Below are 17,074 nucleotides of genomic sequence, written 5' to 3'. Positions count from 1 at the left end.
CAGTTCATGCCGGCCGACTCCGATGCCCGGGTTGCGGCCCGGTGGGAGGTACGTGCGGTTGCAGGATGCTGCGCGGGCGCCGCTGTCCTCTACAGCCTGTGGCTGCTGGGGCCGTGGATCAATCCGGATCTGGACGCGCTCAACGGCTACGTCAGCGAATTCGCCGCCCGCGACCAACCTGGTAGCGGGCTCTTCCGCATCGGTGACGGGCTCGCCGGGTTGCTGGCCGCCGCAGCCGCCCTGGCCGGGATCCGGTCCCACGGCGGCGGGGTCGTGGGGTGGAGCGGTCTGCTGGTCTTCGGCGTCGCCACCGGGCTGGACGGAGCGCTGACCCCGATGACGTGCGCGAGCTACGTCGACTCGGGATGCGCGGTGCGAGAGCTCGTGGGAGCGCTCCCCGCCACCCACGCGGTGCACGAGATGACCAGCTCCGTTGCGGCGCTGGGCGTGCTCGTGGCCATGGGCGGGCTGGCCACGGCCGGTATCGGGCCGCGCGCACGCTGGGGCTGGGCGTGGTGCTCGCTGACCGGGCTGGCGACGGTGGCAACGCTGGGAGCGCTGTGGTTGGGCGTGGGAGCCGGGGTGACCCAACGAGCGCAGCTCGGCCTCATCGCGACGTGGCTGATCGCGTTGGCCGTCGGCCACGCCCGTCGAACTCCATCCGCGGGTGGTGTCGATGCCTGAATCGCCCTCGGTGCTGCTGACCTCCGGAATGGCCGGTGCCGCCTACGACTGGGAACCGGTCCTGACCCCGTTGTCGGCGCTTCGCGTGCATCGGCTGGAACGCCCCGGCCTCGACGGGTGCGCTCCGCGACCGGGGTTGCCCACCCTGGATGACGAGGCCGACCGGCTGGGCGCCGCCGCGGACCGGCACGGCGGTGCGGTGGTGGTCGCGCATTCGGTCTCGGCGCTGCACGCCGAGGCGATGGGTCGGCGGCATCCGAGCTCGCTGCGCGCGCTCGTGCTGCTGGACCCCAGTTGCGGCAGCGCTTCGCCGCAGCCGGAGTGGTCGCTGCAGGCCGCAGAGGTGCTGGGCCGCCGCGCGGCCCCCTGCATCGCACCCTTCGGACCAGCCATCTGGACGGCCGGTGCGCGTGCGCAGACGTCCCGACCGCTGCCACCGGCGGTGCGAGCGGCCGGACGTGCCCGCTTCCGCTCACCGGCCGCGATCACCGCGGCGTGGCAGGAGTACCTCGCCTTCGAGCCGATGCTGCGAGACCTGGCCGTGCTCCGGCAGCGCACGACGTTTCCCCCCGTACCCGTCTGGATCCTCACCGCCGTCGGGGGGATGCGCGCGAACGCGGCCGTGCGGTGGACGAGGTGCCACACCCGCCTGGCACGGCTCCTGGGAGGTCGCCACCGCCTGCTGCCCCACAGCCGGCACCAGGTCGCGTGGGAATGTCCGGACGTGGTCGTCAAGACCATCGAGGCCGCGACGGAAAGCAGGAGATGAGGACGGGACTGGCGCTGGCACTGGCAGTGGTCGCCCTGGTGGTCAGCGGCTGCGCAGACCCGGCGAAGGCGATCTCGGCCGCCGGGTACCGCAACGCCGTCTCCCTGGGCGCTCGGGTCGAGCTGGCGAAGCACGGCGTTCTGCTGCGAGATCGCCCGGCGTGCCGCAGCACCGGCGCCGAGAACGCCCACCTCGGCTCCGACTTCACCGTCGAGTGCACGGCTTCGACGCCGGACGACGCCGCGGTGACCGTGCACGGCGTGGTCACCGCAGCGGGCACCCCGGCCCAACGCGAGGACTACGCCCTCCGGCTCGACGGCAGGATGTTCCTGCACGTCAACTGCCTGGGTACCGGCTGCCGATGACGTCCGCCGCGGTCGATCACTCCGCCGAACAGAGCCAGAGCCGACTGCCGGCAGGACGGGCTCGCATCGCAGAACCGTCGCTGCGCTCTGGGCATCAGGCCGCACGCCGTGGTAGTTGTCCTCGTGACCGAGAGCTCGAGCACCGACCCACTCCGCTAGCCGCTGCGCCGAGCCCACGTCCCCGAGGAGATGATCCAGCGATGTTCGTCCCGTTCAGCGTCAGCGACTTCATCGACCGTGCGGTGCAGGTCTACGGCGACCGGGTAGGCGTCGTCGACGAGCCGGCGCAGCCGGCGGTGAGCCAGGGTGAGCTGACGTACGCGCAGTTGGGGGAGCTGGCGCGTCGTCAGGCCGCGAAACTCGACCAGCTCGGCATCGGTGTCGGCGACCGGGTGGCGATCGTGAGCCACAACAGTGCGCGGCTGCTCACCTCGTTCTTCGGGGTCAGCGGATGGGGGCGGGTGCTCGTCCCGGTGAACTTCCGGCTGCAGCCGGACGAAGTGCAGTACATCGTCGAGCACTCCGGCGCACGGGTGCTCTACATCGATCCGGAGCTCGAGGAGGCGCTGGCGGAGGTCAGCTGCGAGCACAAGTTCGTGCTCGGCGACGACGAAGCGCTCTACGCGCCGCCGGGATCCGAACCCCAGCCGTGGGAGCCGGACGAGTCGGCGACCGCCACGATCAACTACACCTCCGGCACGACGGCGCGACCCAAGGGCGTGCAGATCACCCACCGGAACATCTGGGTCAACGCGCTCACCTTCGGGCTGCACACCCAGATCAGCGACCGCGACGTCTACCTCCACACGCTCCCGCAGTTCCACGCCAACGGCTGGGGCATGCCGTTCGCCATGACCGGGGTCGGTGGGCAGCACATCATCCTGCGCAAGATCGACGGAGCCGAGATCCTGCGCCGGGTCCGCGACCACGGCGTCACGGTGATGTGCGCTGCTCCCGCGGTCGCGGCAGCGGTGCTGGACGCCGCCCAGGACTGGGAGGGCGAGATTCCCGGCCGGGACCGGGTGCGGATCATCATGGCCGGGGCACCCCCGCCGACGAGGACGGTCGTGCGCGTGCAGGAGGAGCTCGGCTGGGAGTTCATCCAGATCTACGGCCTCACCGAGACCTCACCGCTGCTGACGGTCAACCGCACGCGGGCCGAGTGGGACGACCTCGACCCGGAGGAGCGCGCGCAGAAGCTCACCCGAGCCGGCGCACCGGCGCTCGGCGTCCGGCTGAGCATCGACCGGTCCGAGGAGGGGGCCGGCGAGGTGCTGGCACGCTCCAACGTGGTGCTGGAAGGCTACTGGGAGCAGCCGGAGGAGACCGAGAAGACGCTCGACGGTGGCTGGTTCCACACCGGCGACGGCGGTTACCTCACCGATGACGGCTACCTCACGATCGCGGACCGCAAGAAGGACGTCATCATCACCGGCGGCGAGAACGTCTCCTCGATCGAGGTCGAGGACACCCTGTTCTCCCATCCCGCAGTCGCGGAGGTGTGCGTGATCGGCGTGCCCAGCGAGAAGTGGGGCGAGACGATCAAGGCGCTCGTGGTGCTCGCTCCCGAGTCCGAGGGCACGCCCGAGATGGAAGCCGAGCTGATCAGGTGGTGCAAGGACCGGATCGCCCGCTACAAGGCACCCACCTCGGTGGCGTTCCGCACCGAACTCCCCCGCACCGCCACCGGCAAGCTGCAGAAGTTCAAGCTGCGCGAACCCTTCTGGGAGGGCCACACCCGCCAGGTCCACTAGTCGGACCTGTTCAGCACGCGGCCGCTGGGACCCGGTTGCGCCCTACGGCCCTCGCCTGCGCGAGACGATGGGCCAGCCCGGCACAACGGCCACCAGATCGCGGCCGGTCAGCTCTCCGCACCGAGCTCCGTCGGCAGTGCGTGCGGAGGCCGATCCGGCAAAGGCCGGGCCCGGACCGCGTGCTTCATCACGATCGTGGAGCTCAGGCCCTGCAACCCGGGGAGCCGGACGAGCACGTTCTCGTACAGCCGCTGGTAGTAGTCGAGATCCGGAGCGACCAGCCGGATCAGGTAGTCCGGTTCGCCGAAGAGCCGCTGCGCTTCGATGACCTGAGGAACTTCGGCGAGCGCGGCGTCGAATTCGGCGACCGCATCCGGTCGGCTGAGCGTCGCGAACGCCAAGACCTCGAACCCGTATCCCAGCGATGCCGCGTCGACCGAGGCGTGGTAACCGGCGATGACACCAGTGCGCTCCAACTCACGGACGCGCCGCTGGCAGCGCGAGACGCTGAGCCGGACCTGCTCGGCGAGCTCGGTCAGCGTGATGCGCCCGTCCCGCTGCAGGAGGGCAAGAATTTCGCGATCGACGGCATCCATAGCTGGAAATGTTGCCACCTAGCGCGTATTCGCAGCAAGAGAAGCGAACAACTTGCCGGGCGAACGTCCTATGCTGGGCGCATGGCAATCGAGATTGATCACCAGGTCGAGGCGGCATCGAACTCCTCGGGTGGAGTTCCGAACTCGATCTTCGATCAAGCCGTCGATCGCAAGAGATCCAACTCCATGAAGTGGGCCTGCGCGAACGATCTGCTGACGCCCGAGCAGGCCGCCGCCGACCCGCTCCCGATGTGGGTCGCCGACACCGATTTCAAAGCCCCGCAGGTCGTGATCGACGCACTCCACGAAGCCGTGGATCACGGCGTCTTCGGCTACCCGGGAGGCGCGACCGACAGCTACGTCGAGGCCGTGAGCAACTGGCAGCACAGGCGATTCGGCTGGGACGTGCCCAAGGAATGGATCCTGCAGACCCCGGGCATCATCACCACGTTGAAGACCGCAGTGCAGGCGTTCTCCGCGCCGGGCGATTCAATCCTCATCCAACCACCGGTCTACGGGCACTTCCACGACGACATCCTGCTCAACGGCCGCCACCTCGCCCTCGCCCCGCTGCAACGCACCGAGAACGGCTATCGGTTCGACGCACGCACCTTCGAATCCGCGATCCGGCCCAACACCAAGCTGTTCATCCTCAGTCACCCCCACAACCCGACCGGGAACGTCTGGACCGAGGACGAGCTCACGACGATGGGTGAGATCTGCATCCGACGCGGAATCCTCGTCGTCTCCGACGAGATCCACCAAGACCTGATCATGAACCCGTCGAAGAAGCACGTTCCGTTCGCCTCGCTCTCAGACGAATTCGCGCGCAACAGCATCACCTGCACAGCCCCGAGCAAAACCTTCAACCTGCCCGGATTGCAAAGCGCGAACGTCTTCGTTCCCCACCGGGGACTTCGCGAGGAACTGCTGCGTCAGTACGACCGCAACATGTTCCCGATCGTCAACATCCTCGGAATGGTCGCAGCCGAGGCCGCCTACGCACACGGTGAGCCCTGGCTGGAAGAACTGCTCACCTACCTGCGCGGCAACCACCGGCATTTCGCCAACTCCGTCAACGACGCCACCGCGAAAGTGCGCGTGCTCCCCGCCGACTCCCTGTACCTGGCGTGGATGGACTGCCGGCACATGGGAATGGACGCCGAAACCCTCAACGACTTCATGCTCACCACGGCCCGCCTCTGGCTCGACAAGGGCCAGAAGTTCGGGATCGACGGACACGGCTACATGCGGGTGAACCTCGGCTGTCCCCGCTCGACGGTCGACGAAGCCATCCAACGCCTCCTCACCGCTGTCGCGGAAACGTGAACCGGGTTGCCGTTTTATCACGTCCTCAGCCGAAGCGACCACAACTACGTCGACGTCACGGGATTCACCGAACCAGAAGGCTTCGTCATCTCCACCCGCAGGGCCGAAGTCCACGTCGAGCGCATCCCTGCGCGAACCGCCAGACGGGTCACCGCGTGGAACCGATGCTCAACGCCACGAGCACCGCCTCTGCGTGACTCCGGCACACGGTCCGAGCGCTGTCCGGCCCAGGCCGAGCGCGAGTGCCTTCCACGTCGCATATCCAGGTCCCGGTGCACGCGTTGCGGTACACGTGAGGCGCCGAAAGACGCGCGGGCTGCTGTGCGATCTGAGACGAGTGCATGATCGGACCGTTCTGGGTGGCGCGATGCGCGAGGCTGACACCACCCAACGTCCTCCACAACCCCAGCCTCGAACAGGGGATAATTACCGACAGTCTCGAGCAATTCACATGAGGAGCAACCGGCCTTTTTCGCCACTCACCGCCGCGCACTCGACCTGTGCACTCACCTGCGCAATCGCACGGCTGTCACCCATCCCAGGACCTGCTAGGGGCCGGTTTCCCGGATCAGCCAGGGCATGTTGTCGGGTTCCTTGCGGCCGGGCAGGTAGGCGTTGAGCAGCGGTGGGATCCATGTCGCGGGTGGCAGACCGCCCAGTTCGGCGGAGACCTGGGCCAGCACGTCGGCTTCGGCGACCCCGGGGCGGAGGCGGATCTGCACCGGCCCGGAACCGAGGTAGCGCTGCTGCCACCGCGGTTTGGCCCACGGCGACGCCGGACGGGCGCGCGCTGCGCGCACCAGCTCCGGGAGATCCGCGCGCAGGTGCCCGATGGCCTCGAACACCACCGTCGTCGTGGTTCGGCCAGGACGGTCGTCGCGGTAGCGGTCCAGCCGGACCTGCAACGCGTCCGAGATGTGCACGGTCCACGGGTTGCGCATGGACACCATGTCTAGCAGGTGTCCGGCAGTCTCGTCCCGGCCCCTGAGATGAGACCCGGAGACCGGGGACACTCGGGGTATGACTCAACGCGACCGGGATGAACAGGGGCGGGCCCGCAACGCCCGTCCGCGCGATGGGCTCGGCTGCCCGCTACCGCACGGCGCTCCGGGCGTCGAGCGCATCGATGAAGATCTCGTGCTCACCCCGCAGGAGAGCCTGGAGCAGGCCCAACAGCTCCTCGACGACGGACGCCCGTTCCACGCCCACGAAGTCCTCGAAGGGGCGTGGAAAACAGCGCCCGAAGCGCAGCGCGCCCTGTGGAAGGGACTGGCCCAACTCGCCGTCGGCCTGACCCACCTGCACCGCGGCAACGCCACCGGAGCCACCGCTCTGCTGCGCCGGGCGGCCGAGCACATCAGGCCCTACAGCCAGGGGCCTCCGCACTCCATCGCAGTGGCGGAGCTGGTCGACTTCGCCGCCGAGACCGCCGAGACCATCGACCAGGCCGGTCTGGCCGCCCTCGACCACCAGCGATTGACCCCGAAGCTGCGCGCATCGGCCGAGTCGCCCGAATCTCCCTAGGCCTCCCACTGCGCCCTGTCCATGATCGAATCCCGGCTGCTGTGGATTTTCCGGGTTCCCACGGGCCGAAATGCCCGATCGAACTCGGGCCGCGCGACGGATACTGCATGGGGCAACCCGCGGCTAAGGGGAATGGATGACCGAGATCATCGGGCGGTGGCAAGCTGGGCACTCCGACTGGCTTCCCATCCCACCGTACGAGATCATCCTCGAACTGATTCCGCCGAAGTGGCTCCTGACCTACCTGGTCTTCGGCGAGCGGCAGGCGTTCATCGGGTTCGACACCGAAGAGGAAGCACGCCGCAACGTGGTCTGGTTGAAGACGCGGTGCCCTGTGTACGACGACGACTGGATCGACTTGACGCCCCAGATCCACGACCCGTAGCCGTCCGCGCCCGCAGGATCGAACGCGGGCGGCTAGACGCCGCCGACCAACGAGGACAGCGCGACCGTGCCGAGGACCAGCAGCATGACGAGCCCGATGCTGAGCGTGGTCCAGTCGATCGCGGTCCTGGCTTCTGCGCCGTGCCGGGATGTGGTCATTGCAGCGTCCCCCTTACTCCTCAGTCGTCGGTGAGGCCCCAACCGCAGTGGCCGGGGTGTCCTCCGTAGTGAACCGGCTGGATGCGATGTCCGCATGTGCCAAAAGTCCCGCGATCGGCAAGGGAAATTCTCCCCCGACCGGAGGGCAGCACTCGGGGGGATTTGGACCCTGCGTAGCCGGGGCCCCGGGTCGTAGGGTCCGTGGTCATGTTGCAGCGGACCGAGGTCACCATCGGCGATCAGACCTGGGTGTTCACCACAGCGCGGATCGGGGTCGACCCGGTGACCGGCGAAGAGGAGTACGAGACGACCATCGCCGCGCCGTGCACCGAAGTCCCCGAGCCGGCCCGGCGCTGCCTCACGCAGCAACGAGCGCGCCAAGTCCACCAGATGTTCGTGGATGAGTTCGTCGCGACCGCGCGCGGCTGCGCGGAGATCAACTCGTTCCCGTAGAGATCGCCCCACCACCCCGCTCACGTGGCTCCTGAGTCACTCAGGTCGGTTCCCGGTGGGGATGACGATCTTCGTCTCCTGCCACTTGGTGAGGTAGAGGTAGAGGTACTGGCGGGCGGCTTCGTCGAGCGCCCAAGCGGCTTCGGGCACCAGGGGCGCGGTGATGAGTCCCTCGCGGAACTCGACCACGGCGGGCCAGGCTTCCGGAATCACCCGGTCCCACACGGGTTCGCGCGGGAGGCCGTTCCAGTCGGCGGCCCGGTCGCCGACCAGGTAGCGGGCGAGGGCGTTGCACATCGGGCGGCTCACGCTGCCCGGGCTGGTCTGCTCGGCCAGCTGGCCGAGCAGGATGTCGGTGAGCGTGACGCCTTCCGGTGTCGGCCCCATGTTGCGGGCCAGGACCTGGTCGGACTGGGCGTGGGCCGCGGCCCAGGTGGCGGGGATGTACTCGTCGGAGATGCCGAGCACGTGCGCGGTCACCTGCCAGACGTGCAGGTAGGCCTCGGCCTCGTCATCGGTGATCGCGACCTCCCACTCGCGCATCGTGCGCATCGCGAAGGTCGGCAGCGTGTGCCAGGTGACCAGCATGTCCTCCTGGCTGATGGGGATGTCCTCAGCGGCGCCGTTCCGCCAGTGCGGCGACTGCGGCAGCAGATGCCGCACGGCCGCGTGCACCAGCCGCGTCTTGACGCACTCGACGACGCACGTGCCCTCAGGTCGGTAGGCGTCGAGCGCCCCGACGGAGAACCCGAACCGGCTCGTCTTGGCGACCCGGTCCTCCATGTCGGCACCGCCGGCCGAGTGGTAGACGGCGCGCGCTTCCTTGGGGATGGCGGTCGCGAGGATGCCGCCGCCGGGCCCGTTGCACAGGTTGAGGTAGATCCCGCGCGCCTTGTTGAACTCGGCTGCGGCTTCGAGCTTCTCGCGATCGGCCCACGCCGGCAGCTGACGGGCGTGTTCCAGGAAGCCGCGCAGATCCGCGGGCAAGCCGTCGGGCAGCGCCTGGTCGTTGCGCTCCCAGTTCCACAGCAGCTCGTTGATCCTCGGGATCAGGCCGCGCTCGAACAGCGACGCCAGCAGCGGATCGCCGTCGGCGTCCCACACCCAGTGCGGATCCACCCCGGCTCCCGACCCCGCCACCGAATCGCTCGGCGACCAGTTCCACCCGACCAGCGCCCGCGCCTGCGCCGGGGACGCCGCCACCAGCGCTCCCAGCGCCGCCGCACCGCCGGTCAGCAACGCCGCGCGTCTGCTCAACTCCGCCATGCTGCACGCTCCTCCTCGAACCGTCGTCCTCGTTCAGGACGGTCGGTTGCCCTGGGGGATCTCGATGCTGATCCGCTCGCCTTCGGAGAGGTAGAGCAGGACCGCCTGACGAAGGAACTCGTCGAACATCCAGTACGTCTCGGGGGCTCCGGGGAAGTGGACGCCCAGTTCGCGGGCGGCGATGAACGGCGGCCAGAACGTCCGCAGCATCGGGTCGTAGACGGGCTCACGCGGGATCAGCAGCCAGTCCGCGATGCGGTCCCCGAGGACGTAGCGGGTGAACGCACCGATCAGCGGTTCGCTGAACGCGCCGTTGTCCGGCCCGATGTTCATGAGGATCTGGGCGAGGTTGTTGCCCTCTGGCGTCGGTTCCAGAACGGGGTCCAGCACCTGCTTCGCCTGGGCGTCGGCCTCGTCCCACGAGGCCGGGATGTACTCGTCGTCGACTCCGAGCATGTGCGCCGTGACCTGCCAGGAGTGCAGGTAGGCCTCGGAGTCCACCGGCGGGATCGGCACCTGCCACTCGACGAGGTTCTGCCGCACGGTGGTGGCGAGGCTGTGCCAGGTGACCATGATGTCGGCCTGGCTGATCGGAACGTCCTCGGGCGCGACCCGGTTCCAGTGCGGCGACTGCGGCAGCAGGTGGCGCACGCCTGCGTGCACCAGGCGGGTTTTCACGCAGGTCACGATCATCTCGCCGTCGGGGCGGTAGGCGTTGCGGGTGCCGATGTCGTAGCCGAGCTTGGCGGTCTTGGAGATGCGGTCCTTCATGTTCGCGCCGCCGTAGGAGTGGTAGACCGCGCGCGCCTCCTTCGGGATGACGGTGCTCATCATGCCGCTGGCCATCCCGTACAGGAGCCCGAGGTACAAACCCCTCCGCTCGGTGAAGTCGTAGGCTTGATCGAGCTTGGCCTGGTCCGCCCATGACGGCAGCGCGCGTGCCTGTTCCAGGAAATCCCGCAGGTCGGAGGGCAATCCGTCCGGCAGTGGCTGGCTGTTGGTTGTCCACGTCCGCAGCAGTTCGTTGACCCGCGGCACCTCACCTCGGTCGAGCAGCGAGGCGACCAGGTCGTCCGCCTCGGGATCCCACACCCACCTCGGGTCGACACCCGCACCGGTACCTGCGACCGACCCGCCCGGCGACCACGTCCACAGAGGACGCGCATGCGCGGAACCCGCTGCGCTCAGCGCCCCTAGCGCGCCCAGAACTCCGCCGATCTTCAACGCGTTTCGCCTGTTGTGCTCTTCCATGGCCGAACTCCTCCTCGAGTTCCCGAACCGTGGTTGGCATGCTGATACGCATCGTGCTTCTCTGTATCAGAGGAGAACACAGCGTGATCCGAAACACCAGACCTCGGTCGAAAGAAGGACTTCGTGGACCCCATCCTGTCCAGCCTGATCACTCCTGGGACCGACGACGGGGAGTCGTTGCTGGAGCGCGCGTTCGCCGAGGCCATCGACCGTTCGGAGACCACCGACGAGACCACCGAGCGCGTGCTGGAAGCCGCGCACGAGCAGTTCCGCCGGATCGGCATCCGACGATCGACGATGGAGGACGTCGCCAAACGAGCCGGGGTCTCCCGGATCACCGTCTACCGCCGGTTCAGCACCAAGGACTCCCTGGTCCAACAGGTGATCCGCCGCGAGTTCCGCCGCTACTTCGACCGATTCCTGCTCGACATCCGAGGCGCCGAGACCGTCGCCGAGCGAGTCGAGATCGGCTTCGCCGGCTCGCTGCGAGCCATCCGGAACAACCCCCTCATCGGCGGCCTCATGGACACCGAACCCGAGATCGTCGTGCCGTCGATGATCAGCGACGGCGGCAGGACCATGACCACCGTCAGCCGGTTCGTCGCCGGACGACTCGGCAGAGAACAACGCGCGGGAACCATCGCCGTGGAAGTCGACGTCGAGGTCGTCGCCGAGATGATGGTCCGCATCTCGACATCGTTCCTGGTCACCCCGAGCAGTCACATCGACCTCGACGACGACCTGCAGGTGCGCGCCCTCGCGCGCCGATTCCTCGTCCCCATGCTGGAACCCGCAGACCACCGTTCGCGATGAAGGTCGTGCCTGCAGCAGACGTCACCCACCATGATGTCGGCGCTCGGACTGCACCGTGGTCTCGGCCGCCTACGGCGGCACCAGCGAGATCCAGCGCGACGTCCCGGTCAGCTGAGCATCTGCTCGAGCTTGGGGTAGGACGGCTGCGCACCCGGGTGCTGCACGCTGCGAGCGCCGACGCGGGTGGCCCAACGGACCGCTGCGGGCAGCGAATCGCCTCGCCCGATGCGCCAGGCCACGGTCGCGGCGAAGGCGTCGCCGGCTCCGGTGGTGTCGACCGCGTCGGCCGGGATTGACGGGACGTGCTCGGCGTGACCGGGTTCGGCGACCGCCGCACCGCGCGCGCCCAAGGTGACCACGGCCGATCGCGCGCCGACCTGCCGGAGCGCTTCCGCGTAGGCGACTTCGTCGTCGGGGACGTGGGAGCCGTGGCTTCGCAGGACTTCTCGCGCCTCGTGCTCGTTGACGATCAGCGGGTCGGCGGCGGCGAGCACGTCCCCGGGCAGGTCGACCACCGGCGACAGGTTCAGCGACAGGCGCGCCCCGGCTTCTCGCGCCGCGCGCGCCGCCGCGCACACGGTTTCCACCGGGACCTCCAGAACCACCGAGACGACGCGGGCGGAGGCGATCAGCGACCGGGCCGCGGCGATGTCGCCCGGGGACAACCGGTCGTTGGCCGCCGCGGCCACGACGATGCTGTTCTCCCCGGTGGCGGCCACGGTGATCAGCGCGGTGCCGGTGGCCGCCGACTCGTCGCGGAGGGTGTGCGCCGTCTCGACGCCGTCGGCGCGCAGGGCGGACAGCAGGTCCTCCCCGTGCGCGTCGGCGCCGACCCGGCCCACCAGGGCGGTCCGGGCGCCCAGCCGCGCGGCGGCCACGGCCTGGTTCGCCCCCTTGCCCCCGGCGCTGGTGGTCAACGCGTTCGCCCGCACCGTTTCCCCGGGCTGCGGGTGACGCCGCACTCCCGCGGTGAGGTCGACGTTCAGGGACCCGACCACGACGACGTCCAGTTCGCGCGACATCGTTCTTCCTCCCGCCTCTCCCCTGCGCGCGCTCACGCGACCCGCCGCGTGGGTTCGGGCGCGCCGCAGAGCCGGTCGATCAGCACTTCCGGGAACGTGCGGTCGGTTTCGAGGACCACGCGCACGTTCGCGCCCTCCTGCGTCGGGAAGTTCCGGTACTGACCGCGGACGTCGGCGACGGTCGCGCCGCGCCCGGGACCGTCCCCGGTGTCCACGTCGGTGGGCACCACCGGAGCCAGCACCGGCACGACGTCACCGGCCGCGATCGCCGCCGCCAACGGGTCGTGGCAGGCCGCTCGCCGCTCGCCGAAGATGTCGCGCTCGTAGAAGTCGAAGTACTGGTCCAGGATGGACGAGGTGAAAGACGCCACCGGCGAACCGCATTCGTCGAGCCGCCGCTGGTGCTGCTCGGTGAGGACCTCGCCCATGGTGGCGTCCAGCGGGACCATGGTCACCGGCCATCCCGCCCGCAGCACGATCCGAGCCGCTTCGGGATCGTTGTGGATGTTGGCCTCCGACGCCGGGGTGGCATTGCCCGGGTGCCGCACCGCGCCGCCCATGATCGTCACGTGCTCGACCAGGTCGGGCAGTTCCGGTTCGAGCAGCAGAGCGGTGGCGAGGTTCGTCAGCGGGCCGAGGGCGAGCAGGTGCGTGGCGCCGGGGTTCTCGCGGGCGAGCCGCACGATGAGCTCCGCGGCGGGTTCGTCGCTCGGCGCCGTGGTCGGGGCGGGCAGGTTCGTGTTGCCCAGACCGTCGTCGCCGTGGACGTACGGCGCGAGATGCGCTTCGCCGCACCAGTTGCTCAGCGCTCCCACGGCGACCGGGATGTCCGGGCGGCCCGCCAGTTCGAGCACCCGCAGCGTGTTGAGCGCCGCCGTACCGGCGTCGGTGTTGCCGAAGACCGTGGTGATCGCGCTGATCTCCACTCCCGGGTCCCCGAGCAGGTAGAGCAGCGCGAGGGCGTCGTCGATGCCGGTGTCGCAGTCGACGATCAGTGTTCGCTTGGGCGCCATCGGTTGCGTGCCTTTCTGCTTTCGGGGTCCTGCATCGCGTTCCGCGCGCGATCGCGGTGGAACCGGGACTCGCTCATCGGGATTGGCGCACCGGGATGCTCGGTGCACCGCTGGGCAACACGTACTTCGCCGCGATCAGCGGCGTGCGTTCGACGGAGACGACCTGGGTGATCAGCACGACCGGGGTGTCCGGGGAGCGATCCAGGACCTCGGCCCGTCGCCGGCCGAGGACCGTCGCGCTGACCGCGCTCGACCCGCTCAACGGCAGGTAGGGGTCGAGCGCCGAGACCACGTGCAGCATCGTGCTGGGCTGCGCCTCGGCTTCGGCCAGCGCCGCCGGAAGACCCGGGTCGACGGCGGCCAGCGCTTCGTCGTGCACGCTCCACTCCTCGACCAGACCGCTGGGCACGGCGTCGATGTCGACGACGCTCTCCCAGAACCAGACCTCGCAGCTGGCCGGGACCGGCAGGTGCTGCATGACCAGATCGGTCGGTCCCTCCAGCACGCGCGCCAGCGGCCGGATCTTGGCCGCGTCCGCGCCGAACAGGCTCTCGATCGGTTGCAGCCGCTCGAAACCGCGCCTGGCCGGGCGGTCGTTGACGGTCCGCCCCACCCCGCGCCGCACGGTGATCACGCCGTCCTCCTGCAGCAGCAGGAGCGCTTCGCGCAGCGCCGGTCGGCTCACTCCGAGATCAGCGGCGAGGTCGGGCTCGGACGGCAGCGTCGAGCCGGGTGGGTAGGTCCCCTGCCGGATTGCTTCGACGATCCGCTCGTAGAGCTCCACGACCGGTCGCCGCTGCGGTCGTCTGGCCGCCACGTCGCACCCCCTGTTGGGTTGATGTCAGACAAGTTAGAAGAGCAAGGCCCGCTCGTCAAACCCGACGAGCGGCCCAGTTGATCAGATCAAACTGCGGAAACAACTCTTGACGGCGCAGGGACAAAGCCGGTAAACCCTTCCGCCAACACCTCGAACATGTCAGACAAGCTCGTCGACATGTCGGTGCGCAGCACCAGAACGTCCACCACGCCGCTGCCCACCCCTCTCGAATCGCCTCAACGCGGAGGTTCCCATGACCACGGTTGGCGCCCCATCGCCCACCAACGCACCCCCGGTGCGCTCCCCCGCCCTGCTCACCGCCCTGGTCCTCGCCGTCGCGGGCTACCAGATCAACGCCACCATGCTCTCGCCCGCGCTGCCGAACGTGATCGACAGCCTGGACACCACCAGCAGCGCCGGTGGGCTCTCCCAGACGCTGTTCTTCCTGTTCTCGGCGATCGGCCAGGTGACGCTGGCGCGGCTCAGCGACTACGTCGGCCGCCGGCGGATGCTCCTGGTGACCCTGCTGCTCGCACTGGCCGGGGAGCTGATCTGCGTCCTCGCGCCGAACATCGAGCTGTTCATCATCGGCCGGAGCCTGCAGGGCGTGTCCGCGGCGACGTTCACGCTGGCCTACCTGACGCTGCACGAATACCTCCCGCCGCGGAAGTTCGGCCGATCCCTGGGCATCATCACCGCGGTCAACGGCGGCATCGCCGGGATCGACACCGTCATCGGCGGTTCCGTCGCCGACTCCGTCGGATTCCGCGGGATCTTCCTCATCACCGGTCTGATCACGGTGATCGCCCTGGTCGCCGTCCACCTCTGGGTACCCGCCAGCGGGACCGCCACCGGACGGATGGACTGGACCGGCGCGGCCCTGCTCGGCGTCGGGCTCACCGGCATCCTGCTCGCGCTGAACGAAGGCAGCAGCTGGGGCTGGTCATCGGTGCCCACGCTGACGCTGCTCATCGGAGGCGTGCTGACCCTCGCGCTGTTCACCGTCACCGAACGCGGCAACCGGAACGCGATCATCGACACCTCGGTCCTGGCCTCCCGAGCCGGCTGGCCACTGCTGCTGACCACGATCTTCACCCTGGCCGGGGTGTTCGGGATGCTGAACTTCACCGTCCCGCTGCTGACCCAGACCGCGGGAGAGGGCTACGGGCTCTCGGCGACCATGTCGGCCCTGCTCTACCTCACCCCCGCTTCGGCGCTCGGTGTCATCGCGGCCCCGCTGGTCGGACACTTCGGTCCCCGCATCGGCTGGCGGCGCTCGGTGCTGATCGGTGCCGTCGGCACGGCAGCGGCACTGGTGCCGCTGGTGCTGGTGCCGCAGTCACGAGTGGTCGCCTTCGCCGCGCTCGCGGCGCTCGGCATCACCTACACCGGGTACATGCTGACCGCGCTCAACGGCCTCGCCGTGGCGCTCGCACCGGAGGACAAGCCCGGCTCGCTGCCCGGTCTGAACGGCGCCTGCTTCGGCATCGGCGCCTCGCTGGGCATCGCCGTCGCCGCCAGCGCCGTCACCTCGACCAGCGGCGACGGCGCCCCCACCTTCGACGCCTTCCACGCCGCGCTGTGGACCGGGGGCGGGTTCGTCGCCCTCGCACTGGTCACAGCACTGCTGATCACGACCCCGCAATCAGAGAAGAACTAGGAGGAGCACGTGACCGACGTACCGACCGCCGACCAGATCCGCCGCGCCCCGAAGGTGCTGCTGCACGACCACCTCGACGGAGGGTTGCGGCCCGAGACGGTCGCGGAACTGGCCGAGCAGCAGGGCTACGACGCGCTGCCGGCCACGGGTTCGGACGACATCCGCAGGTGGTTCGCCGCGGCGACCGAAGCCGGTTCGCTGGAGGAGTACCTGGAGCGCTTCACCCACACGGTGGGCGTCATGCAGACCGCGCACGCCATCAGCAGGGTCGCCGCCGAGTGCGCCGAGGACCTGGCCGCGGACGGCGTCGTCTACGCCGAGGTCCGCTACGCCCCGGAACTGAGCACGCTGCAAGGTCTCTCGCTGGACGAGGTCGTCGAGGCGGTCCTCGACGGCTTCCGCCGCGGCGCGGCGAAGGCGCGCGCGGCGGGCAACCGCATCCGCATCGGCGTCCTGCTGTGCGCGATGCGCCAGGAGCTGAGGGCCAGGGAGATCGCCGAGCTCACCGTGAAGTACCGGGACGCGGGCGTCGTGGGATTCGACATCGCCGGCCCGGAAGCAGGATTCCCGCCCACCCGCTCGCTCGAAGCGTTCGAGTACCTGCGCAGGGAGAACTGCCACTTCACCATCCACGCAGGTGAGGGCTTCGGGCTGCCGTCGATCTGGGAGTCCATCCAGTGGTGCGGCGCGGCCCGGCTGGGCCACGGCGTGCGCATCGTCGACGACATCGAGTTCGCCGAGGACGGCAGCGCGCAGCTGGGCCGGCTGGCCTCGTTCGTCCGGGACCGGCGCATCCCGCTGGAGATGTGCCCGCGCTCGAACGTGCACACCGGCACGGTGCCGTCGGTGGCCGAGCACCCGATCGCGCTGCTGCGGCGGCTGAACTTCCGGGTCACCGTGAACACCGACAACCGGCTGATGAGCCAGACCTCGATGTCGGACGAGTTCGGCGACCTCGTCGACGCCTTCGGCTACTCGCTCGACGATCTGCAGTGGTTCACCGTCAACGCGATGAAGTCGGCGTTCATCCCCTTCGACCAGCGCCTGGCGCTGATCAACGAGGTCATCAAGCCCGGCTACGCGGCACTGCGCTCGGAAGCCGTCTTCGGCCCCGTCGCCGACCACACCCCGGCCCTCGCCTGAGCCCACCCCGGACGCGGCACTCCCGAGCCCCAACCCGGGAGTGCCGCACCCGCGGCTGTCCTCCGCTCCTCG

At 69.3% G+C, this 17,074-nt stretch carries 20 protein-coding genes; 11 read left to right on the top strand and 9 right to left on the bottom strand.

Features of this window, described 5'->3' with window-relative positions:
* Positions 1–6 precede the first annotated feature (6 nt).
* The 4 genes from KBO27_RS16460 (at position 7) to KBO27_RS16445 (ending at position 3,572) form a co-directional block, all read left to right on the top strand.
* Entirely contained in the window at positions 7–684 is a 678-nt protein-coding gene (locus KBO27_RS16460) for a DUF998 domain-containing protein (protein WP_210970872.1), read from the top strand.
* The gene (locus tag KBO27_RS16455; protein ID WP_210970871.1) at positions 677–1,453 is read left to right on the top strand and encodes an alpha/beta fold hydrolase; all 777 of its coding nucleotides are present in this window, start codon (positions 677–679) and stop codon (positions 1,451–1,453) included. Before KBO27_RS16460 ends, KBO27_RS16455 begins: the two co-directional genes overlap by 8 nt.
* Positions 1,450–1,818 carry a hypothetical protein gene (locus KBO27_RS16450; protein ID WP_210970870.1) on the top strand — a complete coding sequence of 123 codons (369 nt, stop codon included), beginning with the start codon at positions 1,450–1,452 and terminating at the stop codon, positions 1,816–1,818. The genes KBO27_RS16455 and KBO27_RS16450 overlap by 4 nt, the downstream gene beginning before the upstream one ends.
* A gap of 200 nt (positions 1,819–2,018) precedes the next feature.
* A complete protein-coding gene (locus KBO27_RS16445; RefSeq protein ID WP_210970869.1) occupies positions 2,019–3,572 on the top strand; it encodes an AMP-binding protein in 1,554 nt (517 codons plus the stop codon).
* Positions 3,573–3,679: 107 nt separating this feature from the next.
* Here the strand turns inward: KBO27_RS16445 and KBO27_RS16440 are convergent, their stop codons facing one another.
* Positions 3,680–4,111, bottom strand: a complete 432-nt coding sequence (locus tag KBO27_RS16440; protein WP_307870457.1) for an Lrp/AsnC family transcriptional regulator — start codon at positions 4,109–4,111, stop codon at positions 3,680–3,682.
* On the opposite strand from KBO27_RS16440, the gene KBO27_RS16435 reads away from it, so the two are divergent.
* Complete coding sequence (locus KBO27_RS16435; protein WP_307870444.1) at positions 4,016–5,497, top strand: MalY/PatB family protein; 1,482 nt, start codon at positions 4,016–4,018, stop codon at positions 5,495–5,497. The genes KBO27_RS16440 and KBO27_RS16435 overlap by 96 nt on opposite strands.
* Positions 5,498–6,045: 548 nt before the next feature.
* On the opposite strand, the gene KBO27_RS16430 is transcribed toward KBO27_RS16435, so the two are convergent.
* Positions 6,046–6,438: a hypothetical protein gene (locus KBO27_RS16430; RefSeq protein ID WP_210970866.1), complete on the bottom strand. Its 393-nt coding sequence runs from the start codon at positions 6,436–6,438 to the stop codon at positions 6,046–6,048.
* A gap of 79 nt (positions 6,439–6,517) precedes the next feature.
* On the opposite strand from KBO27_RS16430, the gene KBO27_RS16425 reads away from it, so the two are divergent.
* Together KBO27_RS16425 and KBO27_RS16420 are read left to right on the top strand one after the other, a co-directional pair.
* On the top strand, positions 6,518–7,021 hold the full coding sequence (locus KBO27_RS16425; protein ID WP_210970865.1) for a DUF309 domain-containing protein: 504 nt from the start codon (positions 6,518–6,520) through the stop codon (positions 7,019–7,021).
* Positions 7,022–7,157: 136 nt separating this feature from the next.
* Complete coding sequence (locus tag KBO27_RS16420) at positions 7,158–7,406, top strand: hypothetical protein (RefSeq protein ID WP_210970864.1); 249 nt, start codon at positions 7,158–7,160, stop codon at positions 7,404–7,406.
* A 32-nt stretch (positions 7,407–7,438) separates the two neighbouring features.
* Here KBO27_RS16420 and KBO27_RS34295 read toward each other — a convergent pair whose 3' ends face one another.
* On the bottom strand, positions 7,439–7,564 hold the full coding sequence (locus KBO27_RS34295) for a hypothetical protein (RefSeq protein ID WP_281420793.1): 126 nt from the start codon (positions 7,562–7,564) through the stop codon (positions 7,439–7,441).
* A gap of 207 nt (positions 7,565–7,771) precedes the next feature.
* On the opposite strand from KBO27_RS34295, the gene KBO27_RS16415 reads away from it, so the two are divergent.
* Positions 7,772–8,017: a hypothetical protein gene (locus tag KBO27_RS16415; protein WP_210970863.1), complete on the top strand. Its 246-nt coding sequence runs from the start codon at positions 7,772–7,774 to the stop codon at positions 8,015–8,017.
* A gap of 36 nt (positions 8,018–8,053) precedes the next feature.
* On the opposite strand, the gene KBO27_RS16410 is transcribed toward KBO27_RS16415, so the two are convergent.
* Positions 8,054–9,283 carry an oxygenase MpaB family protein gene (locus tag KBO27_RS16410; RefSeq protein WP_210970862.1) on the bottom strand — a complete coding sequence of 410 codons (1,230 nt, stop codon included), beginning with the start codon at positions 9,281–9,283 and terminating at the stop codon, positions 8,054–8,056.
* Between the two features lie 33 nt (positions 9,284–9,316).
* Positions 9,317–10,534, bottom strand: coding sequence for an oxygenase MpaB family protein (locus tag KBO27_RS16405; protein WP_210970861.1), 1,218 nt, complete (start codon positions 10,532–10,534; stop codon positions 9,317–9,319).
* Positions 10,535–10,657: 123 nt separating this feature from the next.
* Here KBO27_RS16405 and KBO27_RS16400 point away from each other — a divergent pair, with 123 nt between their 5' ends.
* Entirely contained in the window at positions 10,658–11,347 is a 690-nt protein-coding gene (locus tag KBO27_RS16400) for a TetR/AcrR family transcriptional regulator (protein WP_210970860.1), read from the top strand.
* 107 nt (positions 11,348–11,454) lie between these two features.
* On the opposite strand, the gene KBO27_RS16395 is transcribed toward KBO27_RS16400, so the two are convergent.
* From KBO27_RS16395 to KBO27_RS34290, 4 genes are all read right to left on the bottom strand, one after another.
* Entirely contained in the window at positions 11,455–12,369 is a 915-nt protein-coding gene (locus KBO27_RS16395; RefSeq protein WP_210970859.1) for a ribokinase, read from the bottom strand.
* Between the two features lie 32 nt (positions 12,370–12,401).
* Positions 12,402–13,382: a nucleoside hydrolase gene (locus KBO27_RS16390; RefSeq protein WP_210970858.1), complete on the bottom strand. Its 981-nt coding sequence runs from the start codon at positions 13,380–13,382 to the stop codon at positions 12,402–12,404.
* A gap of 73 nt (positions 13,383–13,455) precedes the next feature.
* Positions 13,456–14,199 (bottom strand): GntR family transcriptional regulator, encoded by a 744-nt coding sequence (locus tag KBO27_RS16385; protein ID WP_210970857.1) that lies wholly within the window; start codon positions 14,197–14,199, stop codon positions 13,456–13,458.
* 86 nt (positions 14,200–14,285) lie between these two features.
* Complete coding sequence (locus tag KBO27_RS34290; RefSeq protein ID WP_281420792.1) at positions 14,286–14,408, bottom strand: hypothetical protein; 123 nt, start codon at positions 14,406–14,408, stop codon at positions 14,286–14,288.
* 44 nt (positions 14,409–14,452) lie between these two features.
* On the opposite strand from KBO27_RS34290, the gene KBO27_RS16380 reads away from it, so the two are divergent.
* Together KBO27_RS16380 and KBO27_RS16375 are read left to right on the top strand one after the other, a co-directional pair.
* Positions 14,453–15,859, top strand: a complete 1,407-nt coding sequence (locus tag KBO27_RS16380; RefSeq protein ID WP_210970856.1) for an MFS transporter — start codon at positions 14,453–14,455, stop codon at positions 15,857–15,859.
* Positions 15,860–15,868: 9 nt separating this feature from the next.
* Positions 15,869–17,002, top strand: coding sequence for an adenosine deaminase (locus KBO27_RS16375; RefSeq protein ID WP_210970855.1), 1,134 nt, complete (start codon positions 15,869–15,871; stop codon positions 17,000–17,002).
* Positions 17,003–17,074 lie beyond the last annotated feature (72 nt).

The sequence above is a fragment of the Saccharopolyspora endophytica genome (genome assembly GCF_018070075.1).
GTDB lineage: Bacteria > Actinomycetota > Actinomycetes > Mycobacteriales > Pseudonocardiaceae > Saccharopolyspora > Saccharopolyspora endophytica.
Note: the sequence above shows the minus strand (reverse complement) of the source record. Positions and strands in the feature narration are given on the sequence as shown.

Excerpts from the sequence above, each read along its gene's own strand:
- KBO27_RS16460 (WP_210970872.1), top strand. The coding sequence starts at position 7 with ATGCCGGCCGACTCCGATGCCCGGGTTGCGGCCCGGTGGGAGGTACGT.
- KBO27_RS16455 (WP_210970871.1), top strand. The coding sequence starts at position 677 with ATGCCTGAATCGCCCTCGGTGCTGCTGACCTCCGGAATGGCCGGTGCC.
- KBO27_RS16450 (WP_210970870.1), top strand. The coding sequence starts at position 1,450 with ATGAGGACGGGACTGGCGCTGGCACTGGCAGTGGTCGCCCTGGTGGTC.
- KBO27_RS16445 (WP_210970869.1), top strand. The coding sequence starts at position 2,019 with ATGTTCGTCCCGTTCAGCGTCAGCGACTTCATCGACCGTGCGGTGCAG.
- KBO27_RS16430 (WP_210970866.1), bottom strand. The coding sequence starts at position 6,438 with ATGCGCAACCCGTGGACCGTGCACATCTCGGACGCGTTGCAGGTCCGG.
- KBO27_RS16425 (WP_210970865.1), top strand. The coding sequence starts at position 6,518 with ATGACTCAACGCGACCGGGATGAACAGGGGCGGGCCCGCAACGCCCGT.
- KBO27_RS16420 (WP_210970864.1), top strand. The coding sequence starts at position 7,158 with ATGACCGAGATCATCGGGCGGTGGCAAGCTGGGCACTCCGACTGGCTT.
- KBO27_RS34295 (WP_281420793.1), bottom strand. The coding sequence starts at position 7,564 with ATGACCACATCCCGGCACGGCGCAGAAGCCAGGACCGCGATCGACTGG.
- KBO27_RS16415 (WP_210970863.1), top strand. The coding sequence starts at position 7,772 with ATGTTGCAGCGGACCGAGGTCACCATCGGCGATCAGACCTGGGTGTTC.
- KBO27_RS16410 (WP_210970862.1), bottom strand. The coding sequence starts at position 9,283 with ATGGCGGAGTTGAGCAGACGCGCGGCGTTGCTGACCGGCGGTGCGGCG.
- KBO27_RS16405 (WP_210970861.1), bottom strand. The coding sequence starts at position 10,534 with ATGGAAGAGCACAACAGGCGAAACGCGTTGAAGATCGGCGGAGTTCTG.
- KBO27_RS16395 (WP_210970859.1), bottom strand. The coding sequence starts at position 12,369 with ATGTCGCGCGAACTGGACGTCGTCGTGGTCGGGTCCCTGAACGTCGAC.
- KBO27_RS16390 (WP_210970858.1), bottom strand. The coding sequence starts at position 13,382 with ATGGCGCCCAAGCGAACACTGATCGTCGACTGCGACACCGGCATCGAC.
- KBO27_RS16380 (WP_210970856.1), top strand. The coding sequence starts at position 14,453 with ATGACCACGGTTGGCGCCCCATCGCCCACCAACGCACCCCCGGTGCGC.